The sequence below is a fragment of the Streptomyces sp. SAI-127 genome, from assembly GCF_029894425.1.
In the GTDB taxonomy this organism is placed as follows: Bacteria; Actinomycetota; Actinomycetes; order Streptomycetales; family Streptomycetaceae; genus Streptomyces.
In genome coordinates, this window is record NZ_JARXYJ010000001.1 from 5,245,048 (window position 1) to 5,262,457 (window position 17,410).

The 17,410-nt window shown below is 67.8% G+C and carries 17 protein-coding genes; 9 read left to right on the forward strand and 8 right to left on the reverse strand.

The window, feature by feature from the left end:
- Nucleotides 1-58: 58 nt before the first annotated feature.
- The 3 genes from gnd to dnaA all read right to left on the reverse strand — a co-directional run bounded on the left by gnd (nucleotide 59) and on the right by dnaA (nucleotide 5,134).
- Complete coding sequence (gene gnd / locus M2157_RS24015) at nucleotides 59-934, reverse strand: phosphogluconate dehydrogenase (NAD(+)-dependent, decarboxylating) (protein WP_280858862.1); 876 nt, start codon at nucleotides 932-934, stop codon at nucleotides 59-61.
- 217 nt (nucleotides 935-1,151) lie between these two features.
- On the reverse strand, nucleotides 1,152-2,282 hold the full coding sequence (gene dnaN / locus M2157_RS24020; RefSeq protein WP_280858861.1) for a DNA polymerase III subunit beta: 1,131 nt from the start codon (nucleotides 2,280-2,282) through the stop codon (nucleotides 1,152-1,154).
- A gap of 869 nt (nucleotides 2,283-3,151) precedes the next feature.
- Nucleotides 3,152-5,134 carry a chromosomal replication initiator protein DnaA gene (gene dnaA, locus M2157_RS24025; protein ID WP_280866177.1) on the reverse strand — a complete coding sequence of 661 codons (1,983 nt, stop codon included), beginning with the start codon at nucleotides 5,132-5,134 and terminating at the stop codon, nucleotides 3,152-3,154.
- A 383-nt stretch (nucleotides 5,135-5,517) separates the two neighbouring features.
- On the opposite strand from dnaA, the gene rpmH reads away from it, so the two are divergent.
- From rpmH to M2157_RS24070, 9 genes are all read left to right on the forward strand, one after another.
- Entirely contained in the window at nucleotides 5,518-5,655 is a 138-nt protein-coding gene (gene rpmH, locus M2157_RS24030) for a 50S ribosomal protein L34 (protein ID WP_005482975.1), read from the forward strand.
- A gap of 21 nt (nucleotides 5,656-5,676) precedes the next feature.
- On the forward strand, nucleotides 5,677-6,048 hold the full coding sequence (gene rnpA / locus M2157_RS24035; RefSeq protein ID WP_059208182.1) for a ribonuclease P protein component: 372 nt from the start codon (nucleotides 5,677-5,679) through the stop codon (nucleotides 6,046-6,048).
- On the forward strand, nucleotides 6,045-6,395 hold the full coding sequence (yidD, locus tag M2157_RS24040; protein ID WP_057609092.1) for a membrane protein insertion efficiency factor YidD: 351 nt from the start codon (nucleotides 6,045-6,047) through the stop codon (nucleotides 6,393-6,395). The genes rnpA and yidD overlap by 4 nt, the downstream gene beginning before the upstream one ends.
- Nucleotides 6,396-6,398: 3 nt before the next feature.
- Nucleotides 6,399-7,688 carry a membrane protein insertase YidC gene (yidC, locus tag M2157_RS24045; protein WP_280858859.1) on the forward strand — a complete coding sequence of 430 codons (1,290 nt, stop codon included), beginning with the start codon at nucleotides 6,399-6,401 and terminating at the stop codon, nucleotides 7,686-7,688.
- Nucleotides 7,689-7,703: 15 nt separating this feature from the next.
- On the forward strand, nucleotides 7,704-8,216 hold the full coding sequence (locus M2157_RS24050) for a R3H domain-containing nucleic acid-binding protein (protein WP_280866178.1): 513 nt from the start codon (nucleotides 7,704-7,706) through the stop codon (nucleotides 8,214-8,216).
- Nucleotides 8,217-8,337: 121 nt separating this feature from the next.
- Nucleotides 8,338-9,054, forward strand: a complete 717-nt coding sequence (rsmG, locus tag M2157_RS24055; protein WP_266516712.1) for a 16S rRNA (guanine(527)-N(7))-methyltransferase RsmG — start codon at nucleotides 8,338-8,340, stop codon at nucleotides 9,052-9,054.
- A gap of 265 nt (nucleotides 9,055-9,319) precedes the next feature.
- Nucleotides 9,320-10,393, forward strand: coding sequence for a ParA family protein (locus M2157_RS24060; RefSeq protein WP_164433038.1), 1,074 nt, complete (start codon nucleotides 9,320-9,322; stop codon nucleotides 10,391-10,393).
- A complete protein-coding gene (locus tag M2157_RS24065; protein WP_280866179.1) occupies nucleotides 10,390-11,490 on the forward strand; it encodes a ParB/RepB/Spo0J family partition protein in 1,101 nt (366 codons plus the stop codon). Before M2157_RS24060 ends, M2157_RS24065 begins: the two co-directional genes overlap by 4 nt.
- Nucleotides 11,491-11,810: 320 nt before the next feature.
- On the forward strand, nucleotides 11,811-12,428 hold the full coding sequence (locus tag M2157_RS24070; protein ID WP_280858857.1) for a GNAT family N-acetyltransferase: 618 nt from the start codon (nucleotides 11,811-11,813) through the stop codon (nucleotides 12,426-12,428).
- A gap of 52 nt (nucleotides 12,429-12,480) precedes the next feature.
- On the opposite strand, the gene trxA is transcribed toward M2157_RS24070, so the two are convergent.
- The 5 genes from trxA to M2157_RS24095 form a co-directional block, all read right to left on the reverse strand.
- Entirely contained in the window at nucleotides 12,481-12,813 is a 333-nt protein-coding gene (gene trxA / locus M2157_RS24075; RefSeq protein WP_081218330.1) for a thioredoxin, read from the reverse strand.
- A 44-nt stretch (nucleotides 12,814-12,857) separates the two neighbouring features.
- Nucleotides 12,858-13,826, reverse strand: a complete 969-nt coding sequence (trxB, locus tag M2157_RS24080; protein WP_280858856.1) for a thioredoxin-disulfide reductase — start codon at nucleotides 13,824-13,826, stop codon at nucleotides 12,858-12,860.
- A gap of 167 nt (nucleotides 13,827-13,993) precedes the next feature.
- On the reverse strand, nucleotides 13,994-14,893 hold the full coding sequence (locus tag M2157_RS24085) for a hypothetical protein (protein ID WP_280858855.1): 900 nt from the start codon (nucleotides 14,891-14,893) through the stop codon (nucleotides 13,994-13,996).
- Nucleotides 14,890-15,615 carry an RNA polymerase sigma factor SigM gene (sigM, locus tag M2157_RS24090; protein WP_266562426.1) on the reverse strand — a complete coding sequence of 242 codons (726 nt, stop codon included), beginning with the start codon at nucleotides 15,613-15,615 and terminating at the stop codon, nucleotides 14,890-14,892. The genes M2157_RS24085 and sigM overlap by 4 nt, the downstream gene beginning before the upstream one ends.
- A 20-nt stretch (nucleotides 15,616-15,635) precedes the next feature.
- Nucleotides 15,636-17,324: a protein kinase family protein gene (locus M2157_RS24095; RefSeq protein WP_280858853.1), complete on the reverse strand. Its 1,689-nt coding sequence runs from the start codon at nucleotides 17,322-17,324 to the stop codon at nucleotides 15,636-15,638.
- Nucleotides 17,325-17,410 lie beyond the last annotated feature (86 nt).

Here is a 17,410-nt window from a genome sequence, read left to right on the forward strand (position 1 = left end):
CGCCGACCTCCCCCAGGTTGTGGACTGCGGCCTGTGGATTGCTCCGCAGCCCTGTGGATTACTTCGTCTCGACCGCGTGGCCGCCGAACTGGTTGCGCAGCGCCGCGATCATCTTCATCTGCGGCGAATCGTCCTGACGGGACGCGAACCGCGCGAACAGCGACGCGGTGATCGCCGGCAGCGGCACCGCGTGGTCTATGGCGGCCTCCACGGTCCACCGGCCCTCGCCGGAGTCCTGTGCGAAACCGCGCAGCTTGTCCAGGTGCTCGTCCTCGTCAAGGGCGTTGACCGCGAGGTCGAGGAGCCAGGACCGGATGACCGTGCCCTCCTGCCAGGAGCGGAAGACCTCCCGGACGTCGGTCACGGAGTCGACCTTCTCCAGGAGCTCCCAGCCCTCGGCGTAGGCCTGCATCATCGCGTACTCGATGCCGTTGTGGACCATCTTCGCGAAGTGGCCGGCACCGACCTTGCCGGCGTGCACCGCACCGACGTCGCCCTTGGGCTTGAGAGCGTCGAAGACCGGCTGCACCTTGGCGACGTTCTCCGCGTCGCCGCCGTACATCAGCGCATAGCCGTTCTCCAGGCCCCACACACCACCGGAGACGCCGCAGTCGACGAAACCGATGCCCTTGGCCGCCAGCTCCTCGGCGTGCTTCTCGTCGTCCGTCCAGCGGGAGTTCCCACCGTCCACCACGACGTCACCGGGCTCCAGGAGCTCGGCCAGCTCGTCGATCGTCGCCTGGGTCGGCGCACCGGCCGGGACCATCACCCACACGACCCGCGGGCCCTGCAGCGCGTCCACAAGTTCCTTCAGGCTGTGGACATCGGCGAGGTCCGGGTTGCGGTCGTATCCGATCACGGTGTGGCCTGCGCGGCGTATCCGCTCGCGCATGTTGCCGCCCATCTTGCCGAGGCCGATGAGACCGAGCTCCATCAGTTGTTCCTTAGGTTGCTGTGGCGTGAGGGCACTTTCGTACCCACGTACGAGCCTAAACCCGGACGCTCACGCACACCTGTGGGCATACGCGCTCAAACGTATGCCCTCACCTGGGGCTTTGACTCAGCCGCTCAGCCGCACCGGCATACTGCGATCTTGCGGGGGACGACCCCCACACCCCCAGCAGCCGTCCAGCCCAGGCCGACCGGCATGCTCAGCCGCTCAACCGCACCGGCATGATCAGGTACTTGTAGGCCTCGTCCGCCTCGGCGTCCAGGGCCGGCTTGCCGCTCAGCAGGGCGGGCTTGGTGGACGTCGTGAAGGACAGCTGGGCCACCGGGGAGTCGATGGCGCTCAGGCCGTCCAGCAGGAAGGTCGGGTTGAAGGCGATCGAGACGTCGTCGCCCTCCAGCTGGGCGTCGACCCTTTCCACAGCCTGTGCGTCGTCGCTGGAACCGGCCTCCAGGATCAGCACACCCTGCTCGAAGCTCAGCCGCACCGGGGTGTTGCGCTCGGCGACCAGGGCCACACGCTTGACGGCCTCCACGAAGGGGGCGGTCTCGATCACGGCGATGGAGTTGAACTCCGTCGGGAACAGCGAGCGGTACTTCGGCAGGTCGCCTTCGAGCAGACGCGTGGTCGTACGGCGGCCCGCGCCCTCGAAACCGATCAGACCCTCGCCGGCGCCCGAACCGGAGAGCGCCAGGATGACGCTGTCGCCGCTCGTGAGGGCCTTGGCGGTGTCCAGGAGCGTCTTGGCGGGCACCAGGGCCACCGCGGACGCCTCGGGGTTCTCCGGCTTCCACAGGAACTCACGGACCGCGAAGCGGTAGCGGTCGGTGGACGCCAGCGTGACGGTGTCGCCCTCGATCTCGATACGCACACCGGTCAGGACGGGGAGCGTGTCGTCGCGCCCCGCGGCGATGGCCACCTGGGCGGCGGCGGAGGCGAAGACCTCACCGGGGACGGTGCCCGTGGCGCTCGGCATCTGCGGCAGCGCCGGGTACTCCTCCACAGGCAGGGTGTGGAGTGTGAACCGCGAGGAGCCGCAGACCACCGTGGCCCGTACACCGTCTGTGGAAATCTCCACCGGACGGTTGGGGAGGGCTCGGCAGATGTCGGCGAGCAGGCGGCCGGAGACCAGCACCGTGCCGCCCTCCTCGACCTCTGCCTCCACCGACACCCGCGCGGAGACCTCGTAGTCGAAGCTGGACAGGCTCAGCTGGCCTTCCTCGGCCTTCAGGAGAAGGCCGGCGAGGACAGGCGCCGGCGGACGGGCCGGGAGGCTGCGCGCCGCCCAGGCCACTGCCTCCGCGAGTACGTCGCGTTCCACCCGGATCTTCACTGTTGCCGCCTCCTGCTGTTGCCGGCGCTGCTCGGCCTGCCTGGCTTCGTCGTCTGTCTCGGTGTCGTCGGTCCCTGTGCCGGGAAGGACACCGGGGAACAGTCTGACGCACCCCACTGACAGTAGGTGCCTCTCGGGGTCAAGTCGTGACGAGGGGCAGCCGGGAGCCGGACAGCGAGTTGTGCACAGGCCCCACTTCGAAACGGATTCCCAGCTCTCTCTAGTTGGGAGTAGTAGTAGGGGCTGTGGATACCGTGGATAACCCCGTTTTCCCAGCTCAGAGGGGAAATTTTGTCCACTGGCCCTGTGGGCGGAGGCGGTGGACAACTTGGCGTATCTGTGGAGAACAGAAAGTTCTGCACACTCCGTGCACAGCCTGAGGCGAGTTCTCCCCAGCGCCGTCCCCAGCTTTACCCACCTTTCCCACAGCCCAATCCGGCACCTTCGTGTGACGCCTTTCACTCGACCCGGTGATCAGGCGCGTCGCGTTGCCGAACAGTGGACAGGCATGTGGAGAACCTGGTGATCGCTGGGGACAACCGGCCCCGGCCTGTGGGTTGCCGGTGGACAACTCGGTGCACAGCCTGTGGATCTTCTCGCTGTCCACAGTCTGTGGAGATCGTTCGTCCACGAATCCACAACCACCTGACCTGGCCCGATGGTCTTTCAACAGAGAGCCTGTGGACCGTGATCTGGACAACTTCGCAGTCCCCAGGATGTGGACGGCAGAAAGTCGCCGGATCTGTGGAGGGAGGCCGTAACCCGGCGGGGATTCGAACAGCCGGCTACGGCGGCATGAAGAAGGGCGCCTCCGGGATCTCGTCCCCAGGGCGCCCTTCAGCGTCGAAACCGTCGTAACTCTGCCTCTGTCAGCCGTTCTTGATGCGGTTGGTGAGCTCGGTGACCTGGTTGTAGATGGAGCGCCGCTCGGCCATCAGATTGCGGATCTTGCGGTCGGCGTGCATGACCGTGGTGTGGTCGCGGCCGCCGAACAGCGCGCCGATCTTCGGCAGCGACAGATCCGTCAGCTCGCGGCACAGGTACATGGCGATCTGGCGGGCCGTGACGAGCGCCCGTCCGCGCGAGGTGCCGCACAGGTCCTCGACGGTCAGGCCGAAGTAGTCCGCCGTGGCGCTCATGATGGCCGTGGAGGTGATCTCCGGGGCCGAGTCCTCGCCGCCGGGGATCAGGTCCTTGAGGACGATCTCGGTCAGGCCCAGGTCGACCGGCTGCCGGTTGAGCGACGCGAACGCCGTCACCCGGATCAGCGCCCCCTCCAGCTCGCGGATGTTGCGCGAGATCCGGGAGGCGATGAACTCCAGGACCTCCGGCGGCGCGTTGAGCTGCTCCTGCACCGCCTTCTTGCGCAGGATCGCGATCCGTGTCTCCAGCTCGGGCGGCTGGACGTCGGTGATCAGACCCCACTCGAAACGGTTCCGCAGCCGGTCCTCCAGCGTCACCAGCTGTTTGGGCGGCCGGTCGCTGGACAGAACGATCTGCTTGTTCGCGTTGTGGAGCGTGTTGAAGGTGTGGAAGAACTCCTCCTGCGTCGACTCCTTGTCCGCGAGGAACTGGATGTCGTCGACGAGCAGGATGTCCATCTCGCGGTAGCGCTTGCGGAAGCTGTCGCCCTTGCCGTCGCGGATGGAGTTGATGAACTCGTTGGTGAACTCCTCCGAGCTCACGTACCGCACGCGCGTGCCGGGATACAGGCTGCGCGCGTAGTGCCCGATCGCGTGCAGCAGGTGGGTCTTGCCGAGTCCCGACTCCCCGTAGATGAAGAGGGGGTTGTAGGCCTTGGCCGGCGCCTCGGCGACCGCCACCGCGGCAGCGTGGGCGAAGCGGTTGGAGGCGCCGATGACGAACGTGTCGAAGAGGTACTTCGGGTTCAGCCGCGCGGTGGGCTCACCGGGGCCGGTCGCGGGCGCGGGCTGCGCGGCGAGCGGACCGGGAGCACCGGTGGTGGGCAGGCTGGAGCCGACCGGGCCGCCGCGATGCACATGTCCGGAGCCGGGCGGGGGATCGGGCAGGTCCCGGCGGGCGTCGCGCTGGTCGTAGTCGGACCGGGGCTGGTCGTAGTCGGGTCGCGGCTTGTCGTAGTCCGGCCGCTCGTCGTAGTCGCGGCGCGGACTGTCGTAGGGCGGGCGCTCCATCTGCTGCGGGCGGTAGTCCTGCGACGGGGGGCCGTACGACTCCTGCGGATAGGGCTCCTGCGACGGCGACGCGTACGGGTCGCGCTCCGGGAAGCCGAGCCGCTGCTGCTGCCAGCTGTACTCGTCCTGCGCCGGCCGCGGCCAGGAGCCGGGCTCGGGGCGCTGGTACTCCGAGGGGTAGGCGGGGCGGGCGGTCGGGAGCTGGTCCGGGCGGGGCCCGTGGTCGCCCTGGGGCCCGGGGCGCTGCTCGCCGCGGTTCGGACGGGAGTCGTCGGCGCGATGACGGCCGTAGCCGCCGCGGCCGCCGCCCGCAGCCCCCGGGCCCTCGTACTGGTTGTCGTACTGGCCGGAGGGGAGTTCCGGCTCCTCATAGCGCGACTGGGGCCGGGGGGCAGGAGGCGCGGGCGGTGCCGGGGGCTCGCCCGCGGAGTCGTCGACCGTGATCGCGATACGGATCGGGCGACCGCACTCACGGCTCAGCGTCTCGCTGACGGCAGGGGCCAGCCGGCCCTCCAGTACGCCTTTCGCAAATTCGTTCGGTACGGCGAGCAGGGCGGTGTCGGCGACCAGCGCGAGGGGCTGGCAGCGCCGGATCCAGTGCTCGTCCTTCGCCTCCACACCCTGGACGCGGCCCTCGCCGAGAAGTTGCTCGAGTACGCGTGGCCACACTGCGGCAAGATCGGCAGGTACGTCAGCCACAGGGCACGCTCTCTCACGGGTCCCACGAACGTGTGGTTGTGGGACGAGTCGGGATTCAAATGGGGTGGAGCCGAAACACAGGGGTCAACGGAACGAATCGGAGTTCAGCCACGGTAGTCAGGGCGACGGGTGCGGTTCAAGTTGTTGTCCCCAGCCTGTGGATAGTGTCTCCTGGTGACCACTGGTTTGACCGGATGGCGCAGCCGCGCGTACCGTAACCAGGTCGAGTTGTCGATGGCTGCTGCCGCCTGCCTCCGATGGGCACAGATCGCTTCGGGTGATCGGGAAGCGGTGCACTCGGGCGTTACTGCGAGCTACTCGTGGGCGCACGGTGACAGCCAGGACGGCACCCGCCACCACCGATTTATCTCTGGAGCCCCCGAGTGAGCAAGCGCACCTTCCAGCCGAACAACCGTCGTCGCGCGAAGACCCACGGTTTCCGTCTTCGGATGCGTACCCGTGCCGGCCGCGCGATTCTGGCGAACCGCCGCAGCAAGGGTCGCGCCAGCCTGTCCGCCTGATCCCGGTCAGGTCATGCCGTCGTGCTGCCCACCGAGAACCGGCTGAGGCGGCGCGAGGACTTCGCGACCGCGGTACGACGAGGGCGCCGGGCTGGACGCCCGTCCCTTGTCGTCCATTTTCGTAGCGGTGCCACGGACCCGCACGCGCCTGGGGAGAGCGCTCCCCCGACGCGTGCGGGTTTCGTCGTGAGCAAGGCCGTGGGCGGCGCGGTCGTGCGCAACAAGGTGAAGCGCAGACTGCGTCATCTGATGCGCGACAGGGTCGCTCTGTTTCCCCCCGGTAGCCTGGTAGTCGTACGAGCGCTGCCCGAGGCGGGCGACGCCGATCACGAACAGCTGGCCCGAGACCTGGATGCCGCCGTTCAGCGGCTGCTGGGAGGGGGCGCACGATGAAATACCCGCTGCTGGCGCTGATCAAGCTGTACCAGTGGACCATCAGTCCGCTGCTGGGGCCGGTGTGCAAGTACTACCCGTCGTGCTCCCACTACGGCTTCCAGGCCATCGACCGGCACGGTGCGATCAAGGGAACGGCACTCACCGCCTGGCGCATCCTGCGGTGCAATCCGTGGTCGCTGGGCGGGGTGGACCATGTCCCGCCGCGCAAGCGTCCGCGGTGGCACGAAATGCTGCGTAACGCCTGGCGTGCACGTAGGGGCGGGCCCTCCGCCGCCTCGGCCACCGAGGGACAGACTCCTTCGAGCCCGGCCGCAGAGACTCCGTCCCATGCCCAAGGAGCATGATTAGTGGACACGATTGCCAGTCTTTTCAGCTTCATCACGACACCCGTCTCCTGGGTCATCGTCCAGTTCCACTCGATGTACGGCGCCATCTTCGGCCCTGACACCGGGTGGGCCTGGGGCCTGTCGATCGTGTCCCTCGTGATCCTGATCCGTATCTGCCTGATCCCGCTCTTCGTGAAGCAGATCAAGTCGACGCGGGCCATGCAGACGCTCCAGCCCGAGATGAAGAAGATCCAGGAGCGCTACAAGAACGACAAGCAGCGTCAGTCCGAAGAGATGATGAAGCTGTACAAGGAGACGGGTACCAACCCGCTCTCCTCGTGCCTTCCCATCCTGGCGCAGTCCCCGTTCTTCTTCGCCCTGTATCACGTGCTCAACGGCATCGCGACGGGCGACACCATCGGTGTCATCAACGAATCGTTGCTGGCCAGTGCCCGTAAGGCGCACATTTTCGGTGCCCCGCTGGCCGCGAAGTTCACGGACGGTTCGAGCAAGGTCGAGGCGCTCGGCGCCTCGCTGACGGACGTCCGGGTCGTCACCGCGGTCATGATCGTCCTGATGTCGGCGTCGCAGTTCTACACGCAGCGCCAGCTGATGACGAAGAACGTCGACACCACGGTCAAGACGCCGTTCATGCAGCAGCAGAAGATGCTGATGTACGTCTTCCCGGTCATGTTCGCCGTCTTCGGCATCAACTTCCCGGTCGGTGTCCTCGTCTACTGGCTGACCACCAACGTGTGGACCATGGGCCAGCAGATGTACGTCATCCGCAACAACCCGACGCCGGGTTCCAAGGCCCAGGCCGCCTACCTGGAGCGCCTCACCAAGCACGTCACGAGCCACGGCAAGGCCCGCAAGCGCAGCGAGCGCACCATCATCAAGGCGATCGTCGCCAAGGGCCGCGACCGCAACGAGTTCGAGCGCAAGTTCATCAACGGTCTGAACAAGGCGGGCCTTGCGGCCCAGGCCGACGGCTCCGTGGTCCAGAGCGAGTCCCAGGCCGCGGTCCAGACCGAGGACGGTACGTCGACCAGCGCGGCCACGCCCAAGCGTCAGCAGCCCAAGCGGCAGAGCAAGTCCCAGCGGCAGTCGGGCGGTGCGGCTGCCTCGGGTGGCAAGGCGGCCGATGACGCTCCGTCGTCGGAGCCGACCTCGCTGAGCAAGTCCGATGAGCCCGAGGACGCCAAGCCCGCCGCACCCGCCAAGAAGCAGTCCGGCGGCGGTACCCGCAGCAAGGCCCAGTCCGGACAGCGCAAGGGTCCGCAGCGGCCCAAGTCCCCGTCCAAGAAGTAAGAAGGAGTCCATCCCGTGACGGAAGGCACCACCTCCGCCGCTGCCGAGGGCGCAGACACCCTGACCCGCCTTGAGCAGGAGGGTGAGATCGCGGCGGACTACCTCGAGGGTCTGCTCGACATCGCCGATCTCGACGGCGACATCGACATGGACGTCGAGGCCGACCGCGCCGCTGTCTCGATCATCAGCGACGCGGGCGGCCGCGAACTGCAGAAGCTGGTCGGCCGGGACGGCGAGGTGCTGGAAGCCCTGCAGGAGCTCACCCGCCTGGCCGTGCACCGGGAGACCGGGGACCGCAGCCGGCTGATGCTGGACATCGGCGGTTACCGGGCCAAGAAGCGCGCCGAGCTCTCCGAGCTGGGCGCCAAGGCCGCCGCCGAGGTCAAGAGCACCGGCGAGTCCGTGAAGCTCGATGCGATGACGCCGTTCGAGCGCAAGGTCGTGCATGACGCGGTCAAGGCCGCCGGCCTGCGCAGCGAGTCCGAGGGCGAGGAGCCGCAGCGCTTCGTCGTCGTGCTTCCCGCCTGATCGGTCCGTACGTTCCTCCGGCCCCGTCTGTCTGTAGAGCAGGCGGGGCCGAACTTTGTCAGCCTGATAGTTCTGGTGGTCGGCGCCCGTGCGCTGATGCGGTACGGAAGGACGGTTCCCCGTGACGGAGGCAGTGGAGCTCCCGCCTGCGCCCGAGCAGGCGCGTGAGGTGTTCGGCGATCGCTTCGACGACGCGGTTCGCTACGCGGAGCTGCTCGCCGAGGCGGGGGTGCAGCGCGGTCTCATCGGCCCGCGTGAAGTGCCCCGCCTCTGGGAGCGGCATCTGCTGAACTGCGCGGTGCTCTCCGAGGTGGTTCCCGAGGGCGTGACGGTGTGCGACGTCGGCTCCGGTGCCGGTCTGCCCGGCATCCCCCTGGCGCTCGTACGCGAGGATCTGAAGATCACGCTGCTGGAGCCGCTGCTGCGGCGCACCACCTTCCTGACCGAGGTCGTGGAGCTGCTGGGCCTGGACCATGTGACGGTCGTGCGTGGCCGTGCCGAGGAGGTCATGGGCAAGCTGACCCCCGTGCATGTGGTGACAGCGCGGGCCGTGGCCCCGCTCGACCGGCTGGCGACGTGGGGCGTCCCGCTGCTGCGCCCCTACGGCGAGATGCTCGCGCTCAAGGGTGACACCGCGGAGGAGGAGCTCAAGGCGGCAGGTACGGCCCTGAGTAAGCTCGGTGCCGTGGAGACCTCCATCCTGCATGTGGGTGAGGGCGTGGTCGACCCGTTGTCCACGGTGGTGAGGGTCGAGGTCGGGGAGAGTCCCGGTGGTGTGCGTTTTGCGGCCAAGCGTGCCAAGGCGGCCCGTACCGGCCGCACTCGTCGGCGTCGCTGATCCGTCCTGACGACGAGACGTACTCCACACAAGCTGCCAAACCTATGCATGCCGGAGTGTCGCGGCAGAACGGACGCGGTCGCCCTGCATCGTGTTTCACGTGAAACGTCGCTCACTGCTGCACGGCATCATCAGCCGGGGCCGCGCCGCGGCCGAACCCCGCGACCGTAAGCCTCTCGGGTCACTCGGAGAGGTAACGGAGTTGTCCACAGAGGTGGATTTCTCCACAGAACAACAGGCCTCACTGGTTCACGACCCCGATGGCATGGGAGGCTCTGTTCATTGCGAGCCTGAAGTCGAGGAGAGTGAATCCTTGCGGTCCGACGCCAACATCGCGGGACCGATGACCGATCCGGTCCCCGGTCCCCGAACCGAGTCGATGGGGGACGATGTTTCACGTGAAACACCGCCCCCGATGGACGACACTCCGATCGGTCGTGCTGCCCAACTGGCGGTAGAGGCTTTGGGCCGTGCCGGCGAGGGCCTGCCACGGCCTGAGCAGACCCGGATCATGGTCGTCGCCAACCAGAAGGGCGGGGTGGGCAAGACGACGACGACCGTCAATCTTGCCGCTTCGCTTGCTCTGCATGGCGGCCGTGTCCTGGTCATCGACCTCGACCCCCAGGGCAACGCGTCCACGGCGCTGGGTATAGACCATCACGCGGAAGTCCCGTCCATCTACGACGTCCTGGTCGAGAGCAGGCCGCTGGCCGAGGTCGTCCAGCCGGTCCCCGATGTCGAAGGCCTTTTCTGTGCCCCCGCCACGATCGATCTCGCCGGTGCGGAGATCGAGCTGGTGTCCCTGGTGGCCCGGGAGAGCCGACTGCAACGAGCGATCCAGGCGTACGAGCAGCCCCTGGACTACATCCTCATCGACTGCCCGCCCTCGCTCGGCCTGTTGACGGTCAACGCGCTGGTGGCTGGTGCGGAGGTCCTCATCCCGATCCAGTGCGAGTACTACGCGCTCGAGGGCCTCGGACAGCTGCTGCGCAACGTCGACCTGGTGCGGGGCCACCTCAACCCCACCTTGCACGTATCGACCATCCTGCTCACCATGTACGACGGCCGGACGCGTCTTGCGTCCCAGGTCGCGGACGAGGTGCGCACCCACTTCGGCGACGAGGTGCTACGGACGAGTATTCCTCGCTCGGTCCGTATCTCCGAGGCGCCGAGCTATGGACAGACGGTGCTGACGTACGATCCGGGATCGAGCGGGGCCCTGTCCTACCTTGAGGCGGCGCGAGAGATCGCGTTGAAGGGAGTCGGCGTCAGCTACGACCCGACTCAGGCGCACATCGGCGCACAGAGCAACCCGAGCATGGTGGAGGGGATCCAGTGAGCGAGCGACGGAGGGGTTTGGGCCGTGGGCTCGGCGCATTGATCCCCGCTGCCCCGACAGAGAAGACGCCGACCCCGGCGGCGATGGGGGGTGCCGGCTCCGCCTCCCCGACGTCCGTCCCGGTGCTGACGACCGACCGTGGGGTGGCCGCGGCGAAGGTGGCCACACTGCCGCCTGTTTCACATGAAACCGAAGAGCCGTCGGTCAACGGCTACGCGGAGACGCCGGCACCTCCCATGGGCGCCCACTTCGCGGAGCTCCCCCTCGACTCCATCACGCCGAACCCGCGCCAGCCGCGTGAGGTCTTCGACGAGGACGCCCTTCAGGAACTGGTCACCTCCATCCAGGAGGTCGGCCTCCTCCAGCCGGTCGTCGTGCGGCAGTTGGGTCCCGCCCGCTACGAGCTCATCATGGGCGAGCGGCGCTGGCGGGCCTGCCGTGAGGCGGGCCTGGAGGCGATCCCGGCGATCGTGCGGGCCACGGACGACGACAAGCTTCTCCTGGACGCGCTCCTGGAGAACCTGCACCGTGCTCAGCTGAACCCGCTGGAAGAGGCAGCCGCCTACGACCAGTTGCTGAAGGACTTCAACTGCACGCACGACCAGTTGGCGGACCGTATCGGCCGGTCCCGCCCGCAGGTCTCCAACACACTGCGCCTGCTGAAGCTCTCGCCTGCGGTCCAGCGCCGGGTGGCCGCCGGAGTTCTCTCCGCCGGACATGCCCGGGCGCTGCTCTCCGTCGATGACTCGGAGGAGCAGGACCGGCTGGCCCACCGAATCGTGGCCGAGGGACTGTCGGTGCGTGCCGTCGAGGAGATCGTGACCCTCATGGGGTCGCGGCCGCAGACCGCTCAGCGCTCCAAGGGGCCGCGTGCCGGCGCCCTCGTTTCTCCGGCGCTGACCGACCTCGCGACTCGTCTCTCGGACCGCTTCGAGACACGGGTGAAGGTCGACCTGGGACAGAAGAAGGGCAAGATCACGGTCGAGTTCGCCTCGATGGAAGACCTCGAGCGCATCCTCAGCTCCCTTGCCCCGGGTGAAGGACCGGTTCTGCAGAAGAGTCTGCTGGACGACGAGGGCGAGGAGACGGAAGCCTGAGCCAGGCCTCGCGGCACCGCCTGGACGAGGCATGAAGAGCGGGCCGTGTCCGGTGTGTACCGGACACGGCCCGCTCTTTGCTTTCAGGCGGTATCGATGGAATCGCTGTGTGGATACGATGCGAATGGGTGCGGCACATCCACCCGGCAGTACCTCTGAGGAGAGGCAGGGGCCATGCGAACGATGAGCCGAAGCGGACTGGTGAGCGCGGGCCTGGGGCTGGGGGCGGTCGGCGGATTCGTCGGCAGCCTGCTCCGGGAACGGAACGCTCTGACGGCCGCCCGCGACGCGGCGGGCGAAGGAAGCGAGGATCAGCCTTCATGGGGCGTCGGCTCGTACCGCTCACGCTGGACAACCTTCCGGACCTCCCCCGGCGTTGCCGCTCGTGTGTCTTCTGGGAGTTGGACCCCGTCAGCGGAGAAGCCGCGGTAAAAGCGGGAACACCCACTCTGGAGAAGGAAGCCTGGATCTCCGCCGTCCTCCTCGACTGGGGATCGTGCGGTCGAGTCGTCTACGTCGACGACGTACCGGTCGGCTTCGTCCTCTACGCCCCTCCCGCGTACGTTCCTCGCTCGACGGCGTTTCCCACGAGCCCTGTCTCTCCGGACGCTGTCCAGTTGATGACGTCGTTCATCATGCCGGGCTACCAGGGGCAGGGCCTGGGCCGGGTGATGGTGCAGACGGTCGCCAAGGACCTGTTGCGGCGGGGCTTCAAGGCCATCGAGGCCTTCGGTGACGCTCGCTGGAAAGAGCCCGCCTGCCTGCTTCCCGCGGACCATCTCCTCGCCGTGGGCTTCAAGACGGTCAGACACCACCCCGCGTACCCGAGGCTGAGGCTGGAGCTGCGCACCACGCTCTCGTGGAAGGAAGACGTGGAGATGGCACTGGACCGGCTTCTGGGGGCGGTACAGAAGGAACCAGCGCTGCGCCCCCTGTAATGCGATGGGGCCGGCCCTCTCGGGCCGGCCCCATCGTGTTTCACGTGAAACATCACTCGGCGATGAAGTCCTCAAGGTCGCGGACGATCGCGGCCTTCGGCTTGGCACCGACGATGGTCTTGGCGACCTCGCCACCCTGGTACACGTTCAGCGTCGGGATGGACATGACGCCGTACTTGGCGGCCGTACCCGGGTTCTCGTCGATGTTCAGCTTGACGATCTCGATCTTGTCGCCGTACTCGGCGGCGATCGCCTCGAGGGACGGCGCGATCTGACGGCACGGACCGCACCAGGCGGCCCAGAAGTCCACCAGAACGGGCTTGTCGTTCTTCAGAACGTCCTGCTCGAAGGAATCGTCGGTCACATTCTTCAGGGTGCCGGCCACGGCGGGCTCCTTAACTGGGTTGGTGCGGTGGGGCGGTACGGGGGTCAGACAGCGGTCTTCTCGGGCTCGGCCTTCTCCTCGTCCGCGAGGGCGGCGAGGAAGCGCTCGGCGTCGAGAGCGGCGGAGCAGCCGGTGCCGGCCGCGGTGATCGCCTGGCGGTAGGTGTGGTCGACCACATCACCGGCGCCGAACACACCGGTCAGGTTGGTGCGGGTCGAAGGCGCTTCCACCCTCAGGTAGCCCTCACCGTCCAGCTCGAGCTGGCCCTTGAACAGCTCGGTGCGCGGGTCGTGGCCGATCGCGATGAACAGGCCGGTGACCGCCAGGTCCGAGAGTTCGCCGGTCTTGAGGTTGCGCAGCTTCAGTCCCGAGAGCTTCGGGTCGCCCTGGATCTCGGCGACCTCGCTGTCCCACACGAACTTGATCTTCGGGTCGGCGAAGGCGCGCTCCTGCATCGCCTTGGAGGCGCGCAGGGTGTCACGACGGTGGACGATCGTCACGGACTTGGCGAAGCGGGAGAGGAAGGTCGCCTCCTCCATCGCGGTGTCACCACCGCCGATCACGGCGATGTCCTGGTCCTTGAAGAAGAAGCCGTCACAGGTGGCGCACCACGAGACACCACGCCCGGAGAGAGCGTCCTCGTTCGGGAGGCCGAGCTTGCGGTGCTGCGAGCCGGTGGTGACGATCACGGCCTTCGCCTGGTGCACAGTGCCCGAGGTGTCGGTGACGGTCTTGATCTCGCCGGTCAGGTCGACGCTCACGATGTCGTCCGGTACGAGCTCGGCACCGAAGCGCTCGGCCTGGGCGCGCATGTTGTCCATGAGCTCAGGGCCCATGATGCCGTCCTGGAAGCCGGGGAAGTTCTCCACCTCGGTGGTGTTCATCAGCGCGCCACCGGCGGTGACGGCGCCCTCGAACACCAGCGGCTTCAGCGACGCGCGCGCGGTGTAGAGCGCCGCCGTGTAGCCGGCGGGCCCGGAGCCGATGATGATCACGTTACGGACGTCGCTCACGGCTTGGTTCCTCGTCTCTGGACTGCGTCGTCGGACCGGTGGAGCCCACTCAGAACTCTCACCCCACCCAACGGATCCTAAGGGGCGCGCATTCCCGGTGTGTCCGGGCACACGGAGAGGTCACACCGTACGCATTACCACGAAGGACGGAGACGAAGCGTGAGGGCTCAGGAGCGTGCGTAGGACTGCTTCAGCAGAACCTTCGCGGTGCCCGTCGGTGCGTTCTTCACGCACGACGCATCCATGATGTAGGCGGTGACCCGGGTGCTGTCAGAGGGGTCACGCAGCACGACGAGAAGCGCGTCTGTGCCCTTGTAGACGCCGTTCTCGGTCGCGAGCGGCGAGTCACTGGTGTGGATGCCGTTCTGGATGCACTGGGGAACCTCAGGTGTCACGAGGATGCGGGGATCCCCGGAGCCCGGGACGTTATTCGCGCCCATGCTGGTGTGCGGAGCCTGAGAACCACCGCTGCTCGCACTCTTCTTCTCGGTGAGCAGATCCGAGACCTGCTTCTCAAGCCCGTTCGCGGAGAAGGTGTCGGTGGAGGTGGTCGCCTTTCCGTGTGCCGCGTCGGTCGGCTTGCCATCGTCCAACGCCGACAGCAGAACGGAACCGAATCCCAGTGCGGCGACCGTGAAGACGGCGCCGAGGACGGCAACCTTGCGGCGTCCGCTCCTCTTGCGGTCCTTGCGGCCGGGCCCAGTAGTGCCAGTACGGGCATGTCCGGTGGGGCGGGCGGCGGTGGGCGATGTTTCACGTGAAACATGCGCCGTCTCGACCGGCGCCGGTGCGTTCACCACCTCGGGAGCAGTCGCCTGCAGGAGAGCTTCCGCGGCGAGGGCGGCGTCGATCCTGCCGGCCACGTCGGCGGGCATCTGTGGTGGACCCGGCAGTGTGCCGAGCAGTCCGCGGATCTCCTCCAGCGACGCGAACACGTCCGCGCAGAGTTCGCACTCGTCCAGATGCCGACGTACATCTGCGGTCCGGGAGGCGGGGAGGAGGCCTTCGGTGAGGTCGGAGATCTCCGCGACGTCCGGGTGCCCGGCTGTGTCTGTCGTGGAAGTCACGCTCGCCCACCTCCGCCCTTCACTGCAGCTGAATCGCTTGATCCCGAATCCGGCGGGCCTTCTGACGGAGGTCCCGCTGCGGGTGGGACGGATGTCCCCTGCGTCCGGTTCCGCCCAGCGCCCGCTTCTCTGCCGTCTCCGGCTCTTTCCGGCCGCAGATGAGTGAGAAGGGGGAGCAGTCTGGCTCTGCCCCGGGCACAGCGGCTCTTCACCGTCCCCGTCGGCACGTCGAGCATGCGGGCGGCTTCGGCGACCGGGTAGCCCTGCATGTCCACCAGGACGAGGGCGGCCCGCTGGTCGGGCGGGAGCGTGCCGAGGGCCTCCAGGAGCTGGCGGTGGAGGTCGTTGCGCTCTGCGGGCGCCGAGGCGGACTCGTGCGGCTCCAGGAGCTGCTCCAGGCGCTCGGTGTCGTCCACGGGAGACGTCTTGCGGGAGGCCACCTTTCTGGCCCGGTCCAGGCAGGCGTTGACCGTGATCCGGTGCAGCCACGTCGTGACCGCGGACTGGCCCCGGAACGTGTGCGCGGCCCGGTAGGCGGACACCAGGGCGTCCTGAACGGCGTCAGCGGCTTCCTCGCGGTCTCCGAGCGTGCGGAGGGCGACGGCCCAGAGCCGATCCCGGTGCCGCCGCACGAGTTCGCCGAAGGCGTCGGGGTCGCCGTCTACATGAAGGGCCAGGAGGTCCTGATCGCTGGTGTCGCCGTACGCGGTGTCATCTGCCATCGGACCCCCTCCTCTCCGCGTTAACTGGCGATCTTGATGTCTGCCACCCGACCGCGGTAGTTGCCTTCTTCCGTCAGCGGCAGCTTGGTCAGCCAGATCAGAAGGTAGCGGGACTTCACAGCCTTGTCCGGCTTGAGCGGAACTCCGGTACCGGAGCCCTCCGCGACCTTCGTGTAGGCGTCGAACGTCGTGGGCCTGGAGCTCGCGTCGCTCGCGGCGGCGCGCAGTTCCACAGACGTGTCGCCCATGAACGTGACGGTGACCTTCCCGATGTCCTGGACCTTGCCGAGGTCGAGGATTATCCCGAGGCCAGGCTTGAGGTTTCCGAAGTTGGCGCCCTCGTAGAAGTCCGTCTGCCAGTACGACGAGGTGTCGTCGTCGTAGGCCTTCTTTATGGTGTTCGGCTTCTCGGATCCGTCTCCGAACGGGTCGAAGTCGTATCCCTTGACGATGGGGATCGGAACGCTGGCCGACTTCGTCGGGCTCTTGTCGCCGTCGTCGGTCGTCTGGGTCTGGTTCTCGTCCGCCTTGCCGCCCTGGTCCATCAACGCGTCCGCCAACTGCCAACTGCCCAGGCCCAGCGCGGCGATGAGGAGGGCCGAGACCGCCCACTTCAGGGCTCGGCCGGTGCGGCTCTGGAGGGGCGGAGGCGGGGCCGGGACCGGCTGAGTGACGCCGGGGCGCGGTGCCGGGCGACCGTACGTGCCCTGTTGGTAGGTCGTGCGCTGGTACTCGGGCGGGGCCGTGAACGTCGGCTCCGGCGGGCGGATGCGGGGCATCTCACCGATCGCCTTGACCAGTTCCTCGGGCGTGGTGCACGCCGACTCGTGCCGCGAGGCGGTGGCACCGTCGTTGGCGAGCGCCCGCATGGACAGCTCGGACAGCCCACGGTGGACACCCGCCCGTACCTGGTCGGGCGCGATGAGACCGACGTCCTTGGGCAGACCGGCCAGGCCGTAGGCGTCGTTCTCGTACGGCCACCGCTGGGTGAGCGCCGCGTACAGGAGCGCGCCGATCGCTTCCGTGTCGGTGCGCTGCGGAGTCTCCGAACTCGCGCCCCGCAGCGCGGCATTCACGGCCAGGCCACGGATGCGCCACTGCCCGCTCGACGTACGCAGGACCGCGTTCGGGTTCAGCCGCAGATGCGCCAGCCCCTCGCGGTGGGCCGCGGCCATGGCGGACGCCACCTGACTGACCATCTGGTAGGCGTCATACACCTCCAGCGGACCCGGAGCGAGGAGCGTGGTGAGCTCGGTCGCGTCGGGCAGCCACTCGTGGACGACGTAGACGAGGTCGTTCTCCTCGACGGCGTCGAGGACCTGGACGAAGCGCGGGTCGCCCAGCAACGCGGACGAACGGGCCGCGGCCAGGACGGAACGCGCCCGCGCATGGTCGGCGGGCAGGATGTGCACGCCGACGGCCCGACGGAGTTTCTCGTCGACGGCACGCCAGCTGCTGAACCCGTCCAGACGGGTGACGCACTCCTCGAGACGGTAGCGTCTGGCGAGTTTGTGGCCGCTGTGCAACTCCGGCGCTGACGCCTTGCCAGGACTCTCGGTCCCGCCACTCCCCTGTGCCTCGACGTCTTCCGTGTCCCGCTCCCGGTTCTTGGCCACGCCGTCGGCCGTGGACTGGTCCGCCTGGGCGGTCAGCGGTTCGTCACCGCTGTTGTCTGCCACGTCGACGGCAGCCGTGCTCCGTTCCGCCACCGTCGTTCCCTGCCTCCCCATACGTTGCGCGCCGTGCGACGCAGAATCCAATTGTGCCCACAGTCCGACGCTATGCACGACACACA